The following is a 23,715-nucleotide window of genomic DNA, read 5'->3' as shown; positions in this document are numbered from 1 at the left end:
GGGGAGTCGCAGGCATGACGGGCGAGCCGGGGCGAAAGCCCTCCATTCGATTGAAGCATCTTCTCCTCGGTGCCGGCGGTGGCATTCTTCTGTGCTGCGCCATCGTTGCCGGCCATTTCCTGGCCGAAGCTTGGACCGCGCGACAGGACGCACAAACCGAGGCGGAAGAACTGGCCCGTTACGAAGTTGTTCTCATCGCGGCAGGTGCGATATCCGCCGAGCGAGGGCCGGCCAACAATGCGATGACGAGCGACGGCGCCGCCGTCATCGGTGCCTTGCATCAAAAGCGGGTGGAGACCGACAGGCGCCTTGCCGAACTCCTCGATGCATTCCATCCTGAAGTTGGCAGAGGCGGCCGCTACTTTGCCGATTTCGCGCTCCTGAAGGCCCATCTTCGCAGCGCCCGCGTCGCCGTGGACAGGCTTGCCGCGCTTCCCCTGGACAAGCGGTCGCCCGATCGCGTGGCGGAAGCTGTCGCCAGGATGTTCCGCTGTGCGGATGCCGCCTTTGCCCTGCGTGACAAGCTCGGGGGCGAGGTGATCGCCCGAACGCGGAACCTTTCGGCGGAAATCTTTCTCGTGAACGAGGCAGGGGCGTTGCGCGAGGCCGCCGGTCGCCTCGGTTCCTACACCGTGCTGCGCCTTGCCGGTTCCACCGCAAGCAAGGAGGAACTGGCGGCGATGGCGGCGACACGCACCCGGCTTGCCCTGCTGTGGCACGATCTTCGCCTCTTCGCGCCGGCCCATCTGAAGACGCCTGACGTGCGTGACGCGGTGGAGGCGACGAACCAGGCCTATTTCCTGGGAGCATTACCCTATCTCAACGAAGTCCTGCGCCTGCACGAAGAAGGCAGAAAAATATCGGCCAAGGCCTTCACGGATCGCTATGTCCGCGGCCTGGAGGCGGCCCAGCACCTGCGTGCGCAAATCATCCGCGATACCGTCCAGGGTGCGCAGGCTCGCGCCCATGCGGCAGGCAATTCGCTTCTCGCCGGCGCCGTGGCCTTCGGCATGACCTGTGCTCTGCTCTTCGGTTTTGCCTTCGTGGTGGGACGCCTGCTTTTCTCCCCCCTTCTGGCCGCCCGCAACCAGATCCTCGCCCTTGCCGGCGACAGCCTTGCGGAATGCCGGCGTGACCCGGCTGCGAGCCGCGAACTGGAGGAAATTTTCGACAGCATCGCCGTGTTGCGCCAGCAATTGCGGGAGAAGAAGGAAATGGAACAGGAGCAGCGGCGTTTGACGGAGACGCTGCGCTTCCTCTCCGAGCGGGACCCGCTGACGCAACTGCTCAACCGGCGCACCGTGGAGGACCTGGCCATCGCCCGCATGCGGGATTCGGACAGCAACAACTGGCCGGTCGGCGTGCTGATCGTGGATCTCGATCATTTCAAACGGGTGAACGATACCTATGGGCACGCGGCCGGAGACGTCGTCCTCAAGACGGTGGCCGACCAGATGCGGCGCGTGCTGCGCGGCAGCGATATCGTGGCGCGTTTCGGTGGCGAGGAGTTCCTGATCATTCTCGACCTCAGCGATGGCGCGCCGGCGGTCGAGATCGCAGAGCGTCTGCGCCGAAGCATCGCCGCGCTGGACATCGAACACGAGCCCAAGATCTCGGTCACCGCAAGCATCGGCCTCTGTGTTCGCACACCCGGAATGACGGCCGACTGGGGCGAGATCGTCACCATCGCGGACCGTCGCCTCTATAGCGCCAAGGCGCAGGGCCGCAACCGGGTCTGCGCAACGGACGAGGGGGCAACGGATATAGAGGAGATTTCGCCCGGATCGCGGTCCTCACACCTGCGGGCTCTTCGTTGAGAAATTCAAGGCTCTTTTAATGCGTATTATGTATAACTTCAATTATATTCGTTCAATGGTTTGAGTTTTTCTCATTTAAATGACGTATGCAAATATATTCTGTAAAAGTCATCAAGTTAAATTCTTGGTTTAATAGAATTTTAATTGAAAACTATAAATATAGTAGTGTCAGATTCCCGCTTGCCATGAGGGCATATTCACATCATTCATGGTTGATATTCGATCCGGTCTGCATTGTTCTGCCGGGTAGAGCCGCCGCGTCCTGATGTGCGTATGGGAGTCGCATCCTTTCCTGCGGTCCCAACGAGGCATCCATGTCCTTTCTGCGAAATGCCAAGATCATGACGAAGGTGCTGGCACCACTCGTCTTCCTGAGTGTCATTGCCGTTGCCAGCGTCCTCTATCTGTCCTGGAGCTACCGCGAGGCGGATGAGCGCTACAGCGCCTTCATCGCCAGCGACAACGGGGCGACCCTGCTCCTCTCACGCGCCAATACGAGCCTGCACACGGCCGCGTATGTTGCCTACAAGGTGCTTTCCTATGAGCGGCAGACGCCTGAAATGGCGCAGCTTCTCGAAAGCTATGCCGACACGACCAAGACGGCGATCCGGCGTTTCGAGGAGGTGCGGGCGCGGCTGCCCGGCGCTGCGGCCGATATCGACGGGATGATTGCGAGAGCGCGCGCCATCTTTGCCGAGCTGGATAAGGCTGTGGCTCTGGGAGAGCGGGGCGAGAGGGACGCCGCACAGGCCATCCTCGCCAAGCAGGACGTCGCGGTCATTCAGCTTCGCAAGACGTTGGCCGGCTTCATCGAAGCAAAAACGGCATCCATCGAAGAGCAGTCGGATCAGCTGAGCGCCGATGCGGCAATCACCATCAACACCGCACTCATAGTGCTCGGTACCGTGCTGCTGGCGGCCTTCGTCGCCTCGCTCGCCATCACCGTCTACGGCATAACCCGGCCGGTGAACGCCCTGCGCGAGCGCATGCTGAGCCTTGCCGACGGCGAAACGGAAGCGGTGGTCTTCGGGCTCGGTCGCAAGGACGAGGTCGGGCAGATGGCCGCAGCCGTCTCCGTCTTCCGCGGCAATGCGGTCGAGCGCATTCGTCTCGAGGAGGCGGCGGAAGCGGGCCGTAGCCTTTCGGAAAGCGAACGTCTCGAACGCGAAGCCCAGAAGGCGAGGGAAGCGGCCACGATCCAGGCGGCAGTGGATGCCCTCGCCAACGGCCTCGAGCATCTTTCCAACGGCGACATGACCTATCGTATCGATCAGCCCTTCGGGCTCAATCTCGACGGGCTGCGCGGCAATTTCAACACGTCGATGACCAAGCTGCAGTCCACGCTGCGGCGCGTCGAGGAGAGCACGCGCAGCATCGATGCGGGGGCAAACGAAATGCGCTCGGGCGCCGACGACCTCGCCCGCCGCACGGAGCAGCAGGCGGCCTCCGTCGAGGAGACGGCGGCGGCACTGGAAGAGATCACCACGGCCGTGAAAGATTCCGCCCGGCGCGCCGAGGAGGCTGGTATGCTTGTCACCCGCACACGGGAGGGGGCAGAGCGCTCCGGCGTCGTAGTCCGCGACGCGATCGCGGCCATGCAGCTGATCGAGAAATCCTCCGGCGAGATCACGAACATCATCAGCGTGATCGACGAGATTGCCTTCCAGACGAACCTTCTGGCGCTGAATGCCGGCGTCGAGGCGGCGCGCGCCGGCGAAGCCGGCAAGGGTTTTGCGGTCGTGGCGCAGGAGGTGCGCGAGCTTGCCCAGCGCTCGGCCGCCGCCGCTAAGGACATCAAGCATCTCATCGGCGCTTCGAGCCACCAGGTGCAGGCGGGCGTGGAAAAGGTGCGCGAGACCGGCAACGCCCTCGGCACGATCGCTACGGAAGTCCAGGAGATCAATCGCAATGTCGCGGCGATCGTCGAGGCAGCCCGTGAGCAGTCGATCGGTCTTTCAGAAATCAACACCGCGGTGAACGCGATGGATCAGGGTACCCAGCAGAACGCGGCAATGGTCGAGCAGACCACTGCGGCGACGCATAGCCTGACGTCCGATGTCACGGCGCTTTCCCAGCTTCTGGCGCAGTTCAGGCTGGGAGAGGGGGGCACCCCGGCCCGCGTCGGGACGCCGGCGCCTGCTGCGTCATCGCCCGCCCGCACGCTTGCCGGCAAGGTGGCGCGTGCTTTCTCAGGCTCCGCTGCCCTCGCCCAGGCTCCACAGGGCGATGCGTGGGCAGAGTTCTGAGACGCATGGGGAGAGTGGCCTCCTGCTCTCCCCATGCATGGCCTTGCCAAGAGATCACGGGAAATGTCCATGTCCAATATTCTTGCTTTTCCAAGCGGCCGGTTTACCGGCATCGGTTCGGGCAGCTTCATCGATGCGGCGCATATCCTCGCCTATTGCGAACGCTATGCCGTGCAGCAGCCGCAGCGCGTTCTTGACCTGAGCATTCAGTTGCAACTGGCGAACAAGACGGCCGAACTTCTCCAGAACCTCCTCGAGTCTATTCGGTTCGAATTGGATAGGGCCGAAGCGGAAGACCGGTAGGTATGATCTGCATAGAATTCCGGTAGGTATTCTTGATTATAATACACACATGTGAATATTAATCATTTTTAATGGACTCACATACCCGGCAAAGTTTGACGTGTCTTCAAGAAAGAAACTCAAACCGGGTATGGTGTGGATGATATACAACTTGCGCGCTCTTCAAATCTTTGAATGTGTTTCCAGGCACAATTCCGTTGCTGAGGCAGCCAAGGAACTGAAGATCAGCCCAAGTGCGATCAGTCATCAGCTCAAGAAACTCAGCGAGCAGGTCGGAGAAAATCTTTTCGACCGCTCCGGGCGGCGGATGGTGTTATCGGCCAGCGGCACGCGGCTGGCGAGTTCACTGACGCTGGCCTTCGACCAGATCGACGAATCCGTGAACACCTGCATCGGCACGGAGAACGAGACGCTGCGCATCGCCATGTGCAGCACCTTCGGGGCCGGATGGTTCATCAGGCGCCTCGGCACCTTTCTGGACAAGAACCCCGAAGTCAGCATTCAGACGATCATGTACAGCGACGATCCGGTGCGCGTCGCCGCCGCCTCCGACGGCTTCATCACCATCTTCCCTCCGGATGCGGGATACTGGTCGCTCAATCTGTTCGACGAGATGCTGACGGCCGTCGCCAGCCCGGACTATATTCAGGACCGTCCGCTTTCCGCGACGAGCTTCATCACGACCCATCTCGATCGCACGACGCTTGCGGCCGACTGGCGCGACTATTTCAAGCACGCGAGCATCGACATGGAACTCAGGCGGGAGCAGATCGTGCAGGTCAGCCACGAGATTTTCGCGCTGGAAGCCGCCAAGCAAGGCATCGGCGTTGCACTGCTGCCGACATTCCTCGCATCCGAGGCGCTGGCGGGCGGCATGGTCGTTGCGTGGCATGAGGCGACCATGCCCTCCGGGCGCAGCTACAGTTTCTGCACGAAATCCGCCCGCCGCTTCACACGGTCGCTGGATAAGCTGACCAAGTGGCTCTACGCGGAAAAACGGCAGGGGCTGGCCTCGAACGATTCGGCTTTCGGCTGATCGAAACACGCGGCCAGGGGATTATCCGGTCGTTTCCAGTTCCGCGATGAGACGGGCCAGCATGGCGTCGCAGCGATCGAGCTGGCTCCGACTGACGAATTCGTCCGGCTTGTGGCCTTGTTCCATCGAGCCGGGGCCGCAGACTGCGGTGGAAAGGCCGAGGGCTTCGTCGAACAGCCCACCCTCGGTGCCGAAGGCGACCTTCAGCGTGGTGTCGTCACCGAGAAGTCGCGCAAGCAGGCGCACGACCGCCGCATCCGGGCGGGTGGCAAGGCCCGGATAGCCCGAGACCTCCTCGATCTCGATGCAGGCCATCGGGAAGCGGTTGCGATAAGGGGCGGCGATGGCTTCGGCATCGGCGGCGATGCCGGAGAGGATATCCACCGGATCGTCCTCGGCGATATTGCGGATCTCGAAATCGATCTCGCAGCGGTTCGGCACGATGTTGAGCGCGGTGCCGCCGCGCATCATGCCTGCATGAATTGTGGAATAGGGAATGTCGTAGTCGGCATCGCGCGCGCCGTGGTCGGCGAGTGCGTCCTGCCGCGCCTGAAGGGACTGGATGAAGGCGGCGCCGAGATGCAGCGCGTTGAGGGCGTTCGGGGCGAGGGCGGAATGGCCCTCCTGGCCGTGGCAGCAGGCGCGCAATGCCCGTTTGCCCTTGTGGCCGCTGGCGATGCGCATTTCGGTCGGTTCGCCGACAATGCAGAGCGCCGGCCGCTCGGTGCGCGTCGCCAGCGCCTCGATCATGCCACGCACGCCGATGCAGCCGATCTCCTCGTCATAGGAAAAGGCGAGATGCAGCGGGCGGAGCAGCGGGCGGCCGGCGGCCAGAAGCGCCGCGCGCAGGCTCGCTGCGACGAAGCCCTTCATGTCCGCCGTGCCGCGGCCGTAGAACCGGCCGTCGTGCTCGGCAAGCGTAAAGGGATCGCGGCTCCAGGCCTGCCCTTCGACTGGCACGACATCCGTATGGCCCGACAACACCACCCCGCCGGGGCCGTCCGGCCCGATGGTCGCGAAGAGATTGGCCCGGCTGCCGTCCGCATGGGCAAAGCGTTCGATCCGCGCGCCGACCGGGCGCAGCAGGTTTTCCACGTAGTCGAGCAACGCGAGGTTGGAGGTGCGCGACAGGGTCGGCTCTGCGACGAGGCGGGCGAGGATATCTGGGGTGGATAGGACCATGGAATGCATTTACGCTGCCTGGATGAGGGAGAGCGATGGTTCGGGGGTCAACCGCTCCTGTTCGAGACTATACCAACTCACCGCCCTGCAAGGCATTTTCTCCCCGACGCGTCCCGCCCGATAGGCCGCCACCTTCTCCCCGTTTGCGGGGAGAAGGGAGGGGAGAGCAATCCCCGCGCCCTCACAAATCCCCCGGCACGCCGTAGCTCGGTGCGCCCGAAGGGTTGAGCGCGCGGGTGACATAGGCGTCCATCTCGCCGCGCCAGCGCTCCCAGAGGGCGGCGCATTCCTCGACCGGGTCGCCGTCCGTCCAGTCGATGCGCAGGTCCGCGACGTTCCAGGAGACCTTGTCGACCATGATGAGACCCATGGAATGAACCGGGCCTTCCTCGCCGCCGGCGGCGAGCGCGGCCCGCATGGCGGCGATCAGCCGGTCGCCGAGGTGTTTGCCTTTCGCCGCCGCAAAGGCGTCCACCATCTTTTGCGGGATTGCGGTGCTCGTCAGCATGTTGCCGGCGGCCACCACGTTCTCGCCGCACGCCGTCGCATGGGTGCCGAGCGTCCTGGCTCCGGAATAGGAGGCCGAGCGGCCCGCCGCGTCGACGAGGGCGAGCTGGCGATATTCGACATGCGGGGCCTCGGCGACGAGCCGCTCCAGGGCCGCCTCCGCCGAAAGGCCGCCCGCCATCAGGTCCAGCCCCTTCGGGCCGAGGCGCGGATCGGTGACGTTCTGCGTCGACACCGCGCCGACGCCGGCGCGTGCATGGGCGCAGCGCGCCGCCACGCTCGGCGAGGAGGAGGAGACGGCGACGCCGAACATGCCGGTATCGGGGCAGCGAGCGGAGACGGAGAAGGTCATGCCGCCCTCCTCAGGCTTCGTCGGGAATGACGGCAGTGGCTTCGATCTCGACCAGCCATTCCGGGCGGGCGAGCGCCGAGACGACGAGGCCTGTCGAAACAGGGAAGACGCCCTGCAGATACTTGCCCATCTCGGTATAGACGGCCTCGCGGTAGCGGATGTCGATGAGGTAGACGACGACGCGGCAGATATGGCTGAGGTCGGAGCCGGCCTCCTCCAGCAGCATCTTGATGTTTTCCATCGCCTTGCGGGACTGTGCACCGGCATCGCCGATATGCAGGCTTTCGCGCGTGTCGAGGTCCTGTGCGATCTGCCCGCGCACGAAGACCGTGGCACCCCGCGCCACCACCGCCTGGCAGAGGTCGTTGTTCAGTTTTTGCTCGGGATAGGTTTCCTTCGTGTTGAAGGGGCGGATACGGGTGTGCACGGGCATGCGGATCTCCTTGGGAACGGTATGAAAACGCCTCCGCTGGAGGGCGGAGGCGGTTGGCTCTAAGCGGCTGTCAGTTCGCCTTGTAGTCGGTCCATGCCCCATCGCGCACGGTCTTGAGTTCGATGGCGACAGGCGTCTGGGTCTGGCCGTTTTCGTCGAAGGTGATCGTGCCGGTTGCGCCCTCGTGCTTGATCTTGCGGATGGCCGCCGACAGCGCCGGCTTGTCGTCCTTGCCGACTTCCTCGATCGCCTGGATCAGGACATTCGCCGCGTCGAAGGCGTATTTGGTATAGGGGCTGGATGCCTCGGCAAAGCCGCGCGCCGCGTAATCGGCGTCGAGCTTCTTCAGCGTGTCGGTGACGGCCGCGGCCGGATAGGAGACGATGGCGGCGCCGGCGGCATCACCGGCAACAGCGATGAATTCCGGGTCATACATGCCCGACGTGCCGAGCATTGGCTTGTCGAGACCGACTTCCTTCATCTGCTTGGCCAGGATACCGGCTTCCGTGATCACGCCGCCGAAATAGATCGCATCGACATTCTTGGATTTCAGCGCCGTGAGCACGGTGCGGAAATCCGTCGAGCCGACCGGCAGAAGGTCGGTCGAGACGATCTCGCCGCCTGCTTCCGGCACGAAGGCGCTGACGGCATCGGCATTCGCCTTGCCGAAGTCGGAGGTGTCGGCGATGATCGCGATGCGCTTGGCGCCGAGCGTCTTGACCGCCCATTCGGAGAGCGGCTTGTTCTCGGTAAGCAGGGTCGGGGTGACGCGGGTCACTTCCGGCAGGTTCTGCTGGGTGATGGCCGGCGAGATCGCGCCCCAGATCACGAGTGGCGTCTGGAAGCGGGCGAAGACCGGCATGGTGGCGAGCGCCACCGGCGAATTCCAGTGGCCCGTCGCCGCTACGACCTCGGGGTCGTTCACGAGCTTCATCGCGGCCGAAACGCCGGTCTGCGGGTCGGACGCGTCGTCCAGCACCACGCCTTCGAATTCGTACTTGCCGTCCGCCTTGGCATTGGCCTGTTCGATGGCGAGAAGGAAGCCGTTCTTCGCGCCGAGGCCCTGCTGGGCGTTGCCGCCCGACAGCGGACCGAGGAAGCCGAGCTTCACCTTCGTCTTGTCGGCGTGGGCCGGTGCCACGAAGGCGAGCGTGGAAAGCAGGAGCCCCGCAAGCGCTGCGCGGCGGCTGATCGTCATATATGCCATTGAACCCTCTCCAGATGAGCTTTGCTGTTCCCGATGGAAGATATTGTTTCGCCTGGCGAAACATCTCCTGCACATTCGTGCCGTCATTCTTTTGGGAAAACCTAGCGTCGGGCGGGCAAGTTCTTAAAGTCGTTTTTGCTGATCCCGCGCTTCGGAAAAAGCTATGCCGGATTTGCGTCTTTTCAATTTACGCCCCGGCTCGGTTCTTGCATCCTCCGCCGCAAAAAACGGGAACCCACAAACCGGGAGAGGCCGCTATGGATAGCCTTCTCGTCCAGTACCTCCTGAATTGGATGGTTCTGGGCAGCATATACACTTTGGTCGCGATCGGCTTCAGCCTGCTCTTCGGCCTGCTCAACGTCATCCACTTCTCCCATGGCGATGTCTCCATGGTTGCGCCCTTCGTGGCGCTGGGCGCGCTCCAGGTGCTGCTCGGCGCACTCAGCGGCCCCGGTGCCATGGCGGTGGCGCTGGGGCTTGCCATTGCCGCGACCGGTCTCGTCGGCATCGGTGCGGACAGGCTGGTGATCCGTCGCTTCCGCCGCTCGCCGGCCATGATGGCGCTGGTGGCGACCGTTGCACTCGGCACGGTGGTGCGCGAGCTGATCCGGGCGATCTATCCGCAAGGATCCAACCCGAAGGCGTTTCCGGCGATCGTCGAAGGCAGCCTGTCCCTGGGGACGGCGCAGCTTCCCCTTCAGCCCGTCCTCATCATCGTCACCTCGGTCACCGTCGTGGCGCTGATGTATTACCTGCTGCAGAAAACCCCGATCGGCACGCGCATCCGCGCCGTCGCGGAAGACCGCGAGACGGCGCGGCTGATGGGCATTTTCCCCGAGCGCGTCTTCGCCTTCACCTTTTTCCTCGCCTCGGCGGTGGGCGCGCTCGGCGCACTGTTCTTTGCCAGCCATGCCGGCGTGGTCCGCTTCGATTTCGGCGTGCAGCTCGGCCTCATCGGCTTTTCCGCGGCCGTCATCGGCGGGCTCGGCTCGATGAGCGGGGCGATCCTGGGTTCGCTTGCCATTGCCGGTATCGAGGCCCTCGTGCAGGCGAACATGACCGACGGTGCGTCCTACCGCCTCGTCTTCGTCTTCCTGCTGGTCATCCTGATGCTGTGCGTGCGCCCTTCCGGGCTGCTCGGCAAAGCCGTCGTCGAAAAGGTCTAGGCGCATGTCCACTTCTGCCATCCCTTCGGCGTCACAGTCCGCCTTGCCGCCCGTCCTCATCGTCGTGCTTGCCGAGATCATCGGCGCCGCCCTGCTCTGGGCGTTGCTGACGGCGGAATCGACGCCCCTGGTCCTTGCGCTTTTCGCCGTCATGGGCGGTGCTTTCGCGCTCATCCAGCTGCGCCCCGCCATCGAGGAGACGATCATCTCCGCCTTCCGCTCGTCCCGCCAGCTGGCGACCGTGCTCGGCATCGTGATCGTGCTCGCCTATCCGTTCTTCCTCGGTAACAACACCTATGCGCTGCACCTCGTCATCGTCGCGCTGCTCTATTCGGTGCTGGCGCTGGCGCTGAATTTCCAGCTCGGCTCCGCCAATATCCCGAATTTCGCGACCGGTGCGACCTATGGCATCGGCGCCTATACCTCGGCGTTGCTCGCCATCAATTTCGGCCTGTCGCTCTGGGCGACACTGCCGGCCGCGGCCCTCGTCGCCACCGCCTTCGGCTTCCTGCTCGGCATTCCTTCCATGCGGGCGCGCGACAGCTATCTCGCGCTCGTCACCATCGCCTTCGGCATCGTGATCCACCAGATGCTGAACAATCTGAGCTGGACCGGCGGTCCGAACGGTCTGGTCGGCATCCCGGCGCCCAGCCTCTTCGGCCATTCCTTCATGCAGCCGATCGTCGTCTTCGGTTTCCGTCTGCCGTCGCAGGCCAATTTCTACTATCTCGCGGCGTCGCTGCTCGGCCTTGCCATCCTCTCGGCCAAGCGCCTGCACGAAAGCCGTATCGGCCTTGCCTGGAACGCCATCCGCGCCGATGAGCTGGCGGCGCGCTGCCAAGGCATCAACGTCGCCTGGTACAAGATCCTCGCCTTCGCGGTGGACGCCTTCCTCGCGGCCTTCGCCGGCACGATCTATGCCTTCTACGTTTCCTACATCTCGCCCGACAATTTCACCTTCCTCGTCTCGGTGACGATCATGACAATGGTCATCGTCGGCGGCATGGACAACACGTTCGGGGTGATCGTCGGCGCCTTCCTGCTCACGCTCCTGCCGGAAAAGCTGCGCATCTTCTCCGATTACCGCCTGCTCTTCGTGTCGGTCGTGGTGATCCTCTTCCTGGTGCTGCGCCCCAAGGGCCTCTTCCCGCAGCGCCCGCGCCATTATGGAGCCCATTCATGACAGAGCCGCTGCTTTCATTGCGTGGTCTCGGCATCCGCTTCGGCGGTCTGGTGGCCGTCGACGACGTGAATTTCGACCTGCCGGCCGGCCATATCACTTGCATCATCGGGCCGAACGGGGCGGGCAAATCCACGCTGTTCAACCTGATCACCGGCATCTACAAGCCGACCGCCGGCAGCGTCGCCTTGAACGGCGTCGATATCACGGGCCTTCCGGCTCATCAGGTGGCGGCCAAGGGCATTGCCCGCACGTTCCAATCCTCACGCCTCTTCGAGGACCTGCCGATCCTGGACAATGTGATGATCGGCATGCATTCGCGCACCAGGACCGGCGTCCTGACGGCGCTCCTGGCCCCCGGCCGCGCCCGCCGCGAGCTGGCCGGTTGCGCCGACGAGGCCGGACGCATCCTGAAAAGCCTGTCGGACGAGCTCTTCGCCCGCCGCCACGAGCCCGCAGGCATCCTGCCGCAGGCCGACCGGCGACGGCTGGAGATCGCCCGCGCGCTCGCCTCGAAGCCCAAGCTGATCCTGCTCGACGAACCCTCCTCCGGCATGGACGACCGCGACACGGCCGACTTGATGGCCGATATCCGCCGCGTCATGGCGGAAAATCCCGGCCTGTCCTTCCTCATCATCGAGCACGACATGCGCCTGGTGGCGGACCTGCCGCAGGATGTCGTGGTCATCGACTACGGCAAGAAGATCGCGCACGGCAAATTCGCCGAGGTGCGGCTGTTGCCGCGCGTGCAGCAGGCCTATCTCGGCCAGAAGGCGGTGGAAGATGCTTGAACTTGCCAATATCAGCACCTCCTACGGGCAGGTTTCCATGCTGCGCGGTGTTTCGCTCAGCGTGAAGAAGGGCGAACTCGTCTGCCTTCTCGGCCCGAACGGGGCGGGAAAATCGACCACCTTCAAGGCGCTCTCCGGCCTCCTGCCGCTCGACGGCGGCACGGTTTCGATGAAGGGCGCGGACGTGACGCGCACGGGCACGGAAAAGCTCGGCGCGCTCGGCGTCGGCTTCGTGCCGGAGGGGCGCAAGCTGTTTCCTTCTCTCACGGTGCGCGAAAACCTGAAGCTCGGCTATGACGCCGCCAGCTGCAAGACGCCCTTCGAGGCGCGGCTCGAGGTGATCTACGACCTTTTCCCGCGCGTGAAGGAGCGCATCGGCCAGCAGGCACGCACCATGTCCGGCGGGGAGCAGGCCATGGTGGCGCTCGCCCGCGCGCTAATCGGCGATCCGGAACTGCTGATCATGGACGAGCCCTCGCTCGGCCTCTCGCCGAAACTGATCGACGAATATTTCGAGACCGTGGCGCGCATCCATGCCGAGGGGCGCACCGTGCTGCTGATCGAGCAGAATGCGGAAAAGGCCCTGTCGATCGCCGATCGCGGCTATCTGCTGGTGCGCGGCCAGATCGCGGTCGAGGGCACGCGCGAGCAGATGCTGAAGGACGACACGATCAAGCACATGTATCTCTGATCGTTCGGCCGGCCGGACGATCACAGCGCTTGGACGCCTTTTATCCACGGTGCCTGCGGCACCGTGGTCTGTCGTCGTGTCGAGGGACGCCAAAGAGGATTTCGCCGCCGCAATCCTGACGGCGAGGAAAACGGTTCGTGGCGGAGCGGAGCCGGCACGCGTACGGCCATTCGCGATGAATGAGATCGCTCTGGGTGCCGGCTCCTCCGGCGGAAGCGCGGGGGCCTTCGGCCCCCGCCTCGTGTTACTGCAGAAGCTGCGTCCAGACGCGGGTCACCAGATCCTGCGCGGCAGCCGAGCAGGTGCGCGAGAAGGTGATCGGAACCTCCGGATAGAGTTCCGGTGCGGTTTCCTTCGTGTTGACGACCTTGTCTTGAATGACCTTCATGGGCGAGGAATGGGAGTAGAAGTTCATCTGCTCCGTGGCGTTCTCCGCCGTCGACATGAACTCGATGAACTTCACCGCATTGTCGCGGTTCGGCGCATCCTTCGGAATGACGTAGCTGTCCATCCAGCCGACGAGGCCTTCCTTGGTCATGGCGAGCTTGACCGGCGAGCCGGTCTTGCGGGCGCGCAGCGAGTCGCCATCCCACCAGAAATGCGCCGAGACTTCGCCGGAGGCGAGGCGGCTTGCGATATTGTCGGAGGAGTAGACGGCAACGGACGGTTTCTGCGCCATCAGCAGATCCAGCACCTTCTTCATCTCCGCCTGGTCTTCCGAGCAGAAGGGCACGCCGAGATAGAGCTGGGCGGCACCGATCACCTCGTCGGGATAGGAGAGGAGCGCGATCTTGCCCTTCAGTTCGCCATCCGGCTCGAAGAAATACTTGAAGCTGTCGGTCGGGCCCTTGTACTGGTCCGTATTCACCACGAAGCCGGCCGTGCCGTAGGCGAGCGGAATGGAATATTCCTGCTTCTCGTCCCACCACTGGTTACGCCACTTCTCCTCGATGTTCTCATAGGCCTTCAGCTTGTTGGCCTCGAAGTTCTCGATGATGCCCTGGTCGATCATCACGCGCAGGAAGTGCTGCGAGGGCGTTGCGATATCATAGCCGGAGGAGCCGGCCTGCAACTTGGTCAGGAGGTCCTCGTTGGAGGTGAAGCTGTCGACATTCACCTTCACGTCGTTCTCCTTCGAGAATTTCGCGATGAGGTCGGGCGAAATGGATTCGGCCCAGGCATAGATGTTGAGTTCGCCGGCGGCCTGGGCGCCCGTGGCGAAGCAAAGAGCGATGGCGGTGGCTGCAAGATACGTCTTCATGTCATGTTCCTCTCTTTGATTATGGTTCGGCATTTTCACGGGCACCGCGCGCGGCGACGAGAAGCGCGACGGTGGCAAGGACGAGTGAGGCGAGGATCAGCAGCGTCGCGATGGCGTTCAGCTCCGGCGAGGTGCCGGCGCGGATCAGCGAGAAGATATAGACCGGTAACGTCGTCGAGCCGCCGGTCGACAGCAGGTTCGAGGTGATGAAGTCGTCCATCGAAATGAGGAAGGCGAGCATCGCGCCGGAGAAGACGCCCGGGAAGATCAGCGGCAGCGTCACGCGGCGGAAGGTCGTCCAGCGGTCCGCATAGAGATCGGCGCTCGTTTCTTCCAGATCGAGCGACATGCCCTGCAGGCGGGCGCGGATCGGCAGGAAGGCGAAGGGCGTGCAGAAGGCGGAATGGGCGATGATGAGCCGCACCATGCCGTTCTGGATGTCGAGCAGCGAGAAGAGGATGAGCGTCGCAACGGCGAGCACGATTTCCGGCAGCAGCAGCGGCAGGTTGACGATCGTTTCCGAAAGCCTGCGGAAGCGCAGGTTCTTGCCGCGGATGATGGCAAGCGCGGCGGACAGCGCGATCAACGTGGAGACGACGGTGGCGACCGCGGCGACGGTCAGCGAGATCTTAAGCGCGTTCATCAGCGCGGCATTGTTGAGCGCTGAGCCGTACCATTTCAGCGAGAAGCCCGTCCAGACGCCGGCCACGCGATTGGCGTTGAAGGAATAGACGACGATGACCGCGAGCGGCGCATAGAGATAGAGAAAGAAGAAAACGGTGAGGGGCCCGAGCCCCGGATAACGCTTGACGTCGTGGTGGATGCTCATGGCGTCGCCTCCCGGCGGGCGGCGCGCAGCGCGGTGGCGATCAGGAAGAGCATGACGAGCGCCATCAGCGTCATGGCGATGGCCGCGCCGAAGGGCCAGTTGCGACCGCCGCCGAACTGCAGCTGGATGAGCGAGCCCATCATCATCTGCTTGCCGCCGCCCATCAGCGTCGGCTCCAGCACCGCGCCGAGCGCAGGCACGAAGACGAGGATGGCGCCGGCGGTCAGGCCCGGCGCCGTCAGCGGCAGGATCACCCGGCGGAGCGTCACCCAGCGGTCGCCGTAGAGATCGTGCGAGGCTTCGATCAGGGTTCCGTCCAGCTTCTCGATGGAGGCGAAGACCGGCAGCACCATCAGCGGCATGGCGGTATAGACCATGGCCGTCAGCGTCGCGCCGTCGTTGAACATGAAGCTCATGCCGGCAGGAAAGCCCAGCGTTTCGAGAAGGTTCGGCAGCGTGCCGTCCTTGCCGAGAATGATCATCCAGGCATAGACGCGCAGGATCATCGAGACCCAGAAGGGCAGCGTGACGAGATAGACGAGCGCCGCCTTGCGGCCCGGCGGCTGGCGCGAGATGAAATAGGCGACAGGCACGGCGAAGAGGAGGCAGATCAGCGTCGTCGCGCCGGCGAGCAGGAAGGTGCGGCCAATGATGAGGAGATATTGCGGGGTGAATTCGAGCTCGCCCGTCCAGCCCTCGTTGAAGAGGATCTGGCTGTAGCCGGCGAAGTTGACGTCCCAGGTGAAGCCGCCATAGGCGCCGCGCGTTGCCACCGACACCGCGGCGATGATGGAGATCGGCAGGATCAGCGCGAAGCCCATCAGGAGCCGCGAGGGCAGGAGGCCCCAGAAGGACAGGTCGTGCCAGAAACGGGCGCGGGGGCCGCGCGCCGTTTCGGCGGGGATATGGAGGGCGCTCTCCGTCATGCCGACAGCACCCGCGCGGAGCCGGCGACGAAGCCGACGGGGACCGTCGCGCCGAGCGGGATCGTGTCGCCTTCGCGGGACGCATTGCGCCGTGAGGCGCGCAGTTCCGTGCCCGCGACGTCGAGCGTGTAGTGGGTGTAGCCGCCCATGTAGTTCTTGTGGGTGATGCGGCCCTCGAAGGTCACGCCCTCGGCCTGGTTGCCGAGATTGATCTTCTCCGGCCGGACCGAAAGCGTCGCGCGGCCCCTGGCGGTCGGGCCGGTCGCCGGCACGGTGATCGCAAGGCCGAAAGGCATGCGGATGGTCGCCTCGCCCACGCCGGCTTCCAGCACCTCCACGTCGAGGAAGTTCGTCTCGCCGACGAAATCGGCGACGAAGCGGTTGACCGGTTCCTCGTAGATCTCGGACGGCGTGCCGATCTGCTGCACCTCGCCGCCGCCGAGCACGGCGATGCGGTCCGACATGTCGAGCGCCTCTTCCTGGTCGTGCGTGACGAAGACGAAGGTGATGCCGGTATCTCGCTGCAGCGTGCGCAGCTCGTCGCGCATCGCCTGGCGCAGCTTCAGATCGAGGGCGGAGAGCGGTTCGTCGAGCAGCAGAACCTCCGGTTCGGGCGCGAGCGCCCGGGCAAGGGCGATGCGCTGGCGCTGGCCGCCGGAAAGCTGGGCGGGTTTGCGTTTCGCCATCGCCCCCATATGCACGCGCTCCAGCATTTCGCCGACGCGGGCCTTGATGCGCGCCTGCTCCCAGCCGAGGTTTTCGAGGCCGTAGGCGACGTTCTGCTCCAGCGTCATGTGCGGGAAGAGTGCGTAGCTCTGGAAGACGGTGTTGACCCGCCGTTTGTGCGGCGGGATGGCGACGACTTCCCTGCCGTTGAGGAGGATCGAGCCGGTATCGGGGCTTTCGAAGCCGGCGAGCATGCGCAACAGCGTGGTCTTGCCGCAGCCCGAGGGGCCGAGCATCGTGAAGAACTCGTTGCTGCCGATATGGAAGCTGACCGATTTCAGCGCCTGATAGGCCCCGAAGCTTTTGGAAACCGACTTCACTTCGATGGCCTTGGGCTCAGTCATGCCTTGGTCCTCATGCCGGTTCGAGCTGGGTGACTTCGCGGCGGAAGGGCAGGGCGTCGCCGATATCGGGCGTGTCCAGTTCCCGCGCATAGCGATGGCCGGCATAGGTCGCCCAGGCGATGGGGGCCGGGGCGCTGGCATCGCCGATGATCTTGACCGTCTTGATGCCGGCATCGGCCCAGTCCGCCTGCCGGGCGATAAGATCGTTGTAGAGCGCGTCCTCGGCAAGACGGGAGGCGACCATGACGACGGCATCGCAGCCGATGGCGACCTTCCGGCCGGTATAGGTGCAGTTGGTCTCGACCTCGCCGGTGCGGATGGCGGTGACGCCGCGGTTGAGGCGGATGTCGACGCCGAGATCGTCGAGGCGCACATGGATCGCGCCCTGTTCGAGCGTGTTGCGCGTCCAGTCCGAGACATAGGCGGAGGGCGTGGCGAGAATGACCTTGGCGCCGGCCTTCGCCATGACCTCGGCCATCACGCCGCCCATGTAATAGTGGTCGTCATCGTAGACGACGACGGTCTTGCCAGCGAGGTTTTCGGGGTGAACCTTCGCCATGACGTCGTCGGGCGTCCAGACGGTCATGGCCGGATCGATCGGCATGGGCACGACGTGCTGGCGGGCGACGCCGTCGCGCCGCCAGTGCGAGCCGGTGGCGATGGCGACATGCTCAAAGCCGAAGCCCAGCACGTCCTCCGCCGTCAGGCGGCTGTCGAAATAGGTCTCGACATTGGTGCGCTGGGAAATCTGGTACTGGCGATAATCCACGACCCGGCCCCAGGCGGAAAGGCCGGGCAGCAGGCGCTCGCGGGCCACACGGCCGCCGAGCGCCGTCGTGGCCTCGGCCAGTGTCACGTCATAACCGCGCAGCGACAGGGCGCGTGTGGCTTCGAGACCCGCGGGTCCGGCACCGACGACCAGCACCGTCTGGCTTTCGCCCTTCTCGTTCATGCGCTCCGGGTGCCAGCCCTTGCGCCATTCTTCCATGAAGGTCGGGTTCTGCGTGCAGCGGCTGATCGACATGGTCATGTCGCCGGTAATGCACATGTTGCAGCCGATGCATTCGCGGATGTCCTCGATGCGGCCTTCCTCGATCTTCTTCGGCAGGAAGGGGTCGGCGATCGACGGGCGGGCGCAGCCGATGAAGTCGAGCACGCCCTGGCGGATCATGCGCGCCATGACGTCCGGCGAGGTGAAGCGGCCGACGCCGACGACGGGGCGGGAGGAGAGTTCGCGGATGCCCTTGACCAGAAGCTCCTGCGCGCCCTCTTCCTTGAAGCGCGAGGGGCCGGAACAGTCCTCCCAGGCGCCGTGCGCAAGGTCCCAGAGGTCGGGCAGGTCCGCATTCATCTCGACGAATTCGCGCACTTCGGCATTGGAGAAGCCGAGTTCGCCGATGGTCTCGTCGAGGCTGACGCGCATGGTGATCGCGGTCGTGTCGCCGACGGCGTCGCGGATATCGGCAACGACCTCGCGGGCGAAGCGCGACCGGTTTTCGAGGCTGCCGCCATATTCGTCCGTGCGCTGGTTGGTGGCACGCGACAGGAAGTGCTGGAAGATGCCGAAGCCGTGTGCGCCGTAAAGACAGATGAGGTCGAAGCCGGCGACCTTGGAGCGCTTGGCGGCGTTGACGAACCAGCGGCGCAGATTTTTGATGTCGGACCGGTCGAGGGCGCGGGCCTGCACCGGGTCGTTGGTGAAGGTGCGGATCGGCAGGGCGGAGGGGGCAAGCGGCACTTCCTTGGTGTAGAAGTTCGGGCCGTTGATGCCGGAATAGGCAAGCTGGATGCCGGCGAGGGCACCATGCACCTTCATGGCGTCGGACATGCGGCGAAGGCCGGGAATGTCCTTGTCCTCCCAAAGGCGCAGTTCGATGAAGGGGGTGATTTCCGAGGTGTGGTGCATCTCGGTCTGCTCGGTGAAGATGACGCCCCAGCCGCCTTCCGACTTGATGCCGCGCATGGCCGCGGCCGCAGACGGATCGCGGTAGCCGCCGCCGTTGCAATGCGGCACCTGGTAGAACCGGTTCTTCGCGACATGCGGGCCGATCGCGAGGGGTTCGAACAGGATATCGTATTTGGCGTCGCGCATGGCAGTCCTCGGGGTTTACTGAAGGCAATAGGATTGGGCGAAGGCTGCGCCGTAAATGACGCGTTCCGGAAGCATGGATTAGGTTTAGACTAATCGAGATCCGCCGTGTGGCGGCGCGGTGATTTCAATCTTTGCGCGAAAATGTTCCGGATTTGAAAATATCTTTTGATTTCAATAAATTATAGGAAAGATCGCACCGGCATCCGCTCGCGAGGAAGGATCGCGAAGGACGCCGGCGCCGCCGATGGTCGATATCCGGGCCGTCGGGTGCCGCCGGCCCGGGCAGATGCCTAGTATTTCACCCACACGGTTTTGAGTGAGCAATACTTGTCGAAGCTGTGGATCGAGAGGTCGCGGCCGAAACCGGACTGCTTGACGCCGCCGAAGGGTGTCATGGCGGAGAGGGCATCGACCGTGTTGACGGAGACCGTGCCGGCGTTCAGCCGGTCCGAGACCGAGAGCGCACGGGAAAGATCCCGCGTCCAGACGGAAGCGGCGAGGCCGTATTCGCTGTCGTTTGCGATGCGCAACGCCTCTTCGTCCCTGTCGAAGGGCGTGATGGCGAGCACAGGGCCGAAGATTTCCTCCCGCGCGATGCGGGCGTCCGGCGCGACCTCGTTGAAGATGGTCGGTTGAATATAGCAGTCCGAGCCGTCGCGCGTCTCGCGCGTGCCGCCATGGGCGAGACGGGCTTCCTTGCGGCCGATGTCGATATAGGAGGCGACGCGGTCGGCATGGCTCTTTTCCACCAGCGGGCCCATACGGGTGGCGATATCGAGCGGGTCACCGAGCGGCCAGGCCGATGTCGCGGCGATCAGCTTCTCGGTGAATTCCTCCTGCACGGAGCGGTGTACGAGGAGGCGGGAATTGGCCGAGCAGACCTCGCCGGAATTGAACAGGATGCCGAAGGCCGCCATCTCTGCCGCCTTGTCGAGGTCGGCGTCAGCGAAGACGAGGTTCGGCGACTTGCCGCCCGTCTCCAGCCAGACCTGCTTCATGTTGCTCTCGCCCGCATAGGTCATGAAGAGCTTGCCGACCTTGGTGGAGCCGGTGAAGACGAGGGCGTCGACATCCGGGTGCAGACCGAGCGCACGGCCGGCATCCTCGCCGAAGCCGGGCACGACGTTGAGCACGCCGTCCGGCAGGCCCGCCTCCGAGGCAAGCTCGGCCAGCATCAGGGCGGAGAGCGGCGACTGTTCGGCCGGCTTCAGCACGACGGAGTTGCCGGTCGCCAGCGCCGGAGCGAGCTTCCAGGTCGCCATGTCGAGCGGGAAGTTCCACGGTACGACGGCGCCGATGACGCCGAGCGGCACGCGGCGGATCATGGCGAGGTCACCGCGCCCGGTGGGGGCGATCTCGTCATAGAGCTTGTCGATGGCCTCGGCATGCCATTCGAAGAAATGTGCCGAGCCGGGCGCGTCGATGGTCGAGCTGTCGCTGATCGGCTTGCCCATGTCGAGCGTGTCGAGCAGGGCAAGTTCCGGCACGTTCTCGCGGATCAGGGCGGCAAGGCGAAGCAGCACCGCCTTGCGTTCGGCCGGCGACTTGCCCGACCAGCGCCCATCCTCGAAGGCGCGGCGGGCCGAGGCGACGGCGGCGTCGATGTCTTCCGCCATGCCGCGGGCGACGGCGGTCAGAACCTGGGCATTGGCCGGATTGACGGTCTCGAAACGGCCGCCCTTCGCCGCATCGCAGAAGCGGCCGTCGATAAAGAGGCCGTTGCGGAATTTGAGGCTTGCCGCGCGGGCGCGCCAGTCGATGCTCGTCGTCATGTAGGGCCTTTCTCTTGCTGGGCGGCGTCGGCGGAGACCGGCAGGTCCATGCCCATGCCGCGGATCGTCTCGCTGCAGAAATCGATGAAGCGGCGCACGGTGAGCGCCGGGTTCGCGCCGGCCATGGAGAGGATGCCCATGCGCATGGGGCGCAGGTTCCCGGTCAGCGGCACGAAGACGAGTTTGCCGCCATCCAGCGCATAGCTGGAAACGGGCCGGATGTTGGCGATGGAATAGCCGAAGCCGTTGGCGACCATGGCGCGCATGACCGACATGTCACGGGTGCGCTCGGCGACGCGGGGCGTCAGGCCGGCGTCGCGGAAGAGCGAGAGGAAATAGGCCGAGGAATGCGGCAGGTCGAGCAGGATCATCGGATGGGGCGCGAGGTCCTCCACCGTCACCTCGCGGCGGCTGGCCAGCGGATGGTCCTCGTGCAGCACCGCATAGGGCGGCAGCACGGCAAGCTCGTGGAAGGTCATGTCGGCGGGAATGTCGAGGTCGTAGCTGAGCGCGATGTCGAAGCGCGCCATGCGCAGCCCTTCGAGGATGCGCGCCTGGTCGCGCTCGTACTGGAAGAAATCGACATCGGGATAGGCATCGGAGAAGGCGCGGCGCAGCGAGGGGATGACGGCCTGCGCGAAGGTGACCAGACAGGCGACATGCAGCGGCCCGCGCACCTGGCCGGTCAGCTCGTTGGACAGGGCGTTGAGCTTGGCGGCCTCCGCGAGGATCTGCCGCGCCTGCGCGACGAAGCTATGGCCGGCCTGTGTCAGCGAGAGGCCGTGCGCGTGGCGGCGCACGAAGAGGTTGATGCCGAACTCCTTCTCGAGCTGCGAGATCGCGGCCGAGACGGAAGGGGCGGACACATTCACCCGCTCGGCCGCTTCCGTGACGGAGCCGTACTCGCCGACCGCGACGAGATATTCCAGTTGCCGGAGCGTGAAGCGCAACACCATGTCTGTTCCCCTGTTGAGGCGCCAATTAAGGAACAGATTTTCGCGCGCGGGAAGAGCGCTCTCCTTCGGGCTGTGGATGGCGCGGTCATCCTTCGGGGTCGGGTAGCGGTTCATGGCATGCTCGCTTCCTCCGTGCGGGCGGCCGGCGCCCCGGCCTTTCAGGAGGCCGCGGCGGCGGCTGTCTGCCCGCTGCGGTGCTCGGCGATATAGCCGGCGAGGTAATCCGCATCGTGCCAGCAGCCCCAGATGAAGGAGGAAGCGCGGCGCGACAGCCAGGGCAGGCCGACGAAGAACAGGCCGGGGACCTTCGAGACGCCGCGCTCATGCACCGGGCGGCCCTTCTCGTCGAGCGCGTCGAGCTGCAGCCAGCTGTAGTCAACCGCATAGCCCGTCGCCCAGATGATGGTGGTGATGCCGGCGTCCTTCAGGTTCAGGGCGAGGATCGGATCGGTGACGCAGGCCGGATCCGGCTCCTTGTGGCGCGCCTCGGGATCCTCCGGCAGATCGAGGCCGTGTTCCGTCGCATAGGCGTCGGCGCGGTCGAGCAGGGAGAGATGGTTGGCGTCGCCGCGGGCGATATTCTCCACGAGGTCAGGCGCGACCTGCAGTACGCCGTCCTTGTAGGCTTCGGCCCGGCCGAGCAGCGTCATGCCGCGATTGCCGAGGCGGCGGAAATCGACCGTCTGCCCGCCATAGGCGCCGCTGACCGCGATGGTGACATGCTCGGTGTTCGGCGCCGGCACCTTGAGGTCCCAGATGCCGAGCACGCCGAGCCACCAGCAGAAATCCTTACCGCGGTAACGGCGCGGCGGGCGGTCGTGCGGGCCGATGGAGAGGTAGACGCGCCGGCCGGCGCGCAGAAGCTCGTCGGCGATCTGTGTGCCGGAGGAGCCGGCGCCGATCACCAGCACCGCGCCCTCGGGCAACTGGCCGGGATTGCGGTAGGTGTTGGAATGGATCTGGGTGAGGCCCTGCTGCGCCGGCACGAGAGCGGGCATGACGGGGCGTTGGAAGGCGCCGGTGGCGGAAACGATGTTTGTCGCCTCGATTACGCCGTCGGAGGTCTCGACGCGGAAGGTCTCGCCCGCCTTGCTGACGGACCGCACCTCGACGCCGCAGCGGATCGGCGCCTTGATCTTCTCCGCGTAGCTGACGAAATAGTCCGCGACCTGCTCCTTGGGGGCGAAGGCCTCGTCTTCGAGGCCGGGGAAGGTCATGCCGGGGAAGCGGTCGTGCCAGGCCGGGCCATTGGCGACGAGGCTATCCCAGCGCGCCGTGCGCCAGCTTTCGGCGATGCGGGCCTTTTCCAGTACGAGGTGAGAAAGGCCGCGCCGGCCGAGATGTTCGCTCATCGCGACACCCGCCTGGCCTGCGCCGATGACCAGCGTATCCACTTTTTCCACTGCCATGCCGCTTTCCTTCCATTCCCGGAATGCCGACCCGATGGGCCAGCCTTTGCCGATGTGTAGTGGAAGGCGAAAAGCGCCGACATGAGCGTTTGGTTCATCGTTGATTAGGCGGCCGCTAAGCCGAACGGAATGCTGCGCTGCAATGTATACAATATGTCGGCATAGCCTCCGGATACTATGGGGGAATTTCCTGATGTGTCGCGCTGTAGGCCGCTTTTTGGTAAGTGTCGCATACGATTTCATGCTGCATTCGCATATAAAAATTTCTGGTGCGGTCGGAGAGGATGACCTTTGAGTGCTTCGATCGCACGCGTTGTTTTGAAATAAATTATTGTAAATCAAATTGATGAGTGATTGGCGTGGACTGCTTGGCAGCGCCGTGTGGGCGCATCCAGCTTCCTTTCAGTGGGGTAGGGTTTCACGGCGCGAACAAGATTTCGCATTAAATCGTATGCGAATATTTGCATACAATATTGACAAATGTGATAC

At 64.3% G+C, this 23,715-nt stretch carries 20 protein-coding genes; 8 read left to right on the top strand and 12 right to left on the bottom strand.

Annotation, left to right across the window (positions count from 1 at the left end; genetic code table 11):
* Nucleotides 1-14 precede the first annotated feature (14 nt).
* The 4 genes from V8U06_RS24755 to V8U06_RS24740 all read left to right on the top strand — a co-directional run bounded on the left by V8U06_RS24755 (nucleotide 15) and on the right by V8U06_RS24740 (nucleotide 5,402).
* Nucleotides 15-1,817, top strand: coding sequence for a diguanylate cyclase (locus tag V8U06_RS24755; protein WP_427142942.1), 1,803 nt, complete (start codon nucleotides 15-17; stop codon nucleotides 1,815-1,817).
* A 314-nt stretch (nucleotides 1,818-2,131) separates the two neighbouring features.
* A complete protein-coding gene (locus tag V8U06_RS24750) occupies nucleotides 2,132-4,063 on the top strand; it encodes a methyl-accepting chemotaxis protein (protein ID WP_427142941.1) in 1,932 nt (643 codons plus the stop codon).
* Nucleotides 4,064-4,132: 69 nt separating this feature from the next.
* A complete protein-coding gene (locus V8U06_RS24745; RefSeq protein WP_427142940.1) occupies nucleotides 4,133-4,366 on the top strand; it encodes a hypothetical protein in 234 nt (77 codons plus the stop codon).
* 100 nt (nucleotides 4,367-4,466) lie between these two features.
* A complete protein-coding gene (locus tag V8U06_RS24740) occupies nucleotides 4,467-5,402 on the top strand; it encodes a LysR family transcriptional regulator (protein ID WP_427142939.1) in 936 nt (311 codons plus the stop codon).
* A gap of 21 nt (nucleotides 5,403-5,423) precedes the next feature.
* Here V8U06_RS24740 and argE read toward each other — a convergent pair whose 3' ends face one another.
* From argE to V8U06_RS24720, 4 genes are all read right to left on the bottom strand, one after another.
* A complete protein-coding gene (gene argE, locus V8U06_RS24735) occupies nucleotides 5,424-6,584 on the bottom strand; it encodes an acetylornithine deacetylase (protein WP_427142938.1) in 1,161 nt (386 codons plus the stop codon).
* A gap of 181 nt (nucleotides 6,585-6,765) precedes the next feature.
* Entirely contained in the window at nucleotides 6,766-7,443 is a 678-nt protein-coding gene (locus V8U06_RS24730; RefSeq protein WP_427142937.1) for a DUF1028 domain-containing protein, read from the bottom strand.
* A gap of 10 nt (nucleotides 7,444-7,453) precedes the next feature.
* Entirely contained in the window at nucleotides 7,454-7,876 is a 423-nt protein-coding gene (locus V8U06_RS24725; protein ID WP_427142936.1) for a RidA family protein, read from the bottom strand.
* A gap of 70 nt (nucleotides 7,877-7,946) precedes the next feature.
* Nucleotides 7,947-9,083, bottom strand: coding sequence for a branched-chain amino acid ABC transporter substrate-binding protein (locus V8U06_RS24720; protein WP_427142935.1), 1,137 nt, complete (start codon nucleotides 9,081-9,083; stop codon nucleotides 7,947-7,949).
* 257 nt (nucleotides 9,084-9,340) lie between these two features.
* Here V8U06_RS24720 and V8U06_RS24715 point away from each other — a divergent pair, with 257 nt between their 5' ends.
* From V8U06_RS24715 to V8U06_RS24700, 4 genes are read left to right on the top strand one after another with little or no spacing between them, the layout of a single operon-like run.
* On the top strand, nucleotides 9,341-10,249 hold the full coding sequence (locus V8U06_RS24715) for a branched-chain amino acid ABC transporter permease (protein ID WP_427142934.1): 909 nt from the start codon (nucleotides 9,341-9,343) through the stop codon (nucleotides 10,247-10,249).
* A 4-nt stretch (nucleotides 10,250-10,253) separates the two neighbouring features.
* Nucleotides 10,254-11,432: a branched-chain amino acid ABC transporter permease gene (locus V8U06_RS24710; RefSeq protein WP_427142933.1), complete on the top strand. Its 1,179-nt coding sequence runs from the start codon at nucleotides 10,254-10,256 to the stop codon at nucleotides 11,430-11,432.
* The gene (locus V8U06_RS24705) at nucleotides 11,429-12,220 is read left to right on the top strand and encodes an ABC transporter ATP-binding protein (protein ID WP_226922081.1); all 792 of its coding nucleotides are present in this window, start codon (nucleotides 11,429-11,431) and stop codon (nucleotides 12,218-12,220) included. Before V8U06_RS24710 ends, V8U06_RS24705 begins: the two co-directional genes overlap by 4 nt.
* On the top strand, nucleotides 12,213-12,911 hold the full coding sequence (locus V8U06_RS24700; RefSeq protein WP_427142932.1) for an ABC transporter ATP-binding protein: 699 nt from the start codon (nucleotides 12,213-12,215) through the stop codon (nucleotides 12,909-12,911). Before V8U06_RS24705 ends, V8U06_RS24700 begins: the two co-directional genes overlap by 8 nt.
* 244 nt (nucleotides 12,912-13,155) lie before the next feature.
* On the opposite strand, the gene V8U06_RS24695 is transcribed toward V8U06_RS24700, so the two are convergent.
* From V8U06_RS24695 to V8U06_RS24660, 8 genes are all read right to left on the bottom strand, one after another.
* Nucleotides 13,156-14,172 carry an extracellular solute-binding protein gene (locus V8U06_RS24695; protein ID WP_226922079.1) on the bottom strand — a complete coding sequence of 339 codons (1,017 nt, stop codon included), beginning with the start codon at nucleotides 14,170-14,172 and terminating at the stop codon, nucleotides 13,156-13,158.
* Nucleotides 14,173-14,191: 19 nt separating this feature from the next.
* Nucleotides 14,192-15,001, bottom strand: a complete 810-nt coding sequence (locus V8U06_RS24690) for an ABC transporter permease (protein WP_427142931.1) — start codon at nucleotides 14,999-15,001, stop codon at nucleotides 14,192-14,194.
* Entirely contained in the window at nucleotides 14,998-15,927 is a 930-nt protein-coding gene (locus V8U06_RS24685; RefSeq protein ID WP_427142930.1) for an ABC transporter permease, read from the bottom strand. Before V8U06_RS24685 ends, V8U06_RS24690 begins: the two co-directional genes overlap by 4 nt.
* The gene (locus V8U06_RS24680; RefSeq protein WP_427142929.1) at nucleotides 15,924-16,997 is read right to left on the bottom strand and encodes an ABC transporter ATP-binding protein; all 1,074 of its coding nucleotides are present in this window, start codon (nucleotides 16,995-16,997) and stop codon (nucleotides 15,924-15,926) included. The genes V8U06_RS24685 and V8U06_RS24680 overlap by 4 nt, the downstream gene beginning before the upstream one ends.
* Before the next feature lie 10 nt (nucleotides 16,998-17,007).
* Nucleotides 17,008-19,089 (bottom strand): NAD(P)-binding protein, encoded by a 2,082-nt coding sequence (locus tag V8U06_RS24675; RefSeq protein WP_427142928.1) that lies wholly within the window; start codon nucleotides 19,087-19,089, stop codon nucleotides 17,008-17,010.
* 290 nt (nucleotides 19,090-19,379) lie between these two features.
* The gene (locus tag V8U06_RS24670) at nucleotides 19,380-20,861 is read right to left on the bottom strand and encodes an aldehyde dehydrogenase (protein ID WP_427142927.1); all 1,482 of its coding nucleotides are present in this window, start codon (nucleotides 20,859-20,861) and stop codon (nucleotides 19,380-19,382) included.
* Nucleotides 20,858-21,931 (bottom strand): LysR family transcriptional regulator, encoded by a 1,074-nt coding sequence (locus tag V8U06_RS24665; RefSeq protein WP_427142926.1) that lies wholly within the window; start codon nucleotides 21,929-21,931, stop codon nucleotides 20,858-20,860. Before V8U06_RS24665 ends, V8U06_RS24670 begins: the two co-directional genes overlap by 4 nt.
* 44 nt (nucleotides 21,932-21,975) lie before the next feature.
* Nucleotides 21,976-23,226 carry a flavin-containing monooxygenase gene (locus V8U06_RS24660; RefSeq protein ID WP_427142925.1) on the bottom strand — a complete coding sequence of 417 codons (1,251 nt, stop codon included), beginning with the start codon at nucleotides 23,224-23,226 and terminating at the stop codon, nucleotides 21,976-21,978.
* Between the last annotated feature and the right edge of the window lie 489 nt (nucleotides 23,227-23,715).

Source organism: Shinella sp. G-2 (assembly GCF_050172695.1).
GTDB lineage: Bacteria > Pseudomonadota > Alphaproteobacteria > Rhizobiales > Rhizobiaceae > Shinella.
This window is presented reverse-complemented; position numbering and strand designations above follow the sequence as displayed.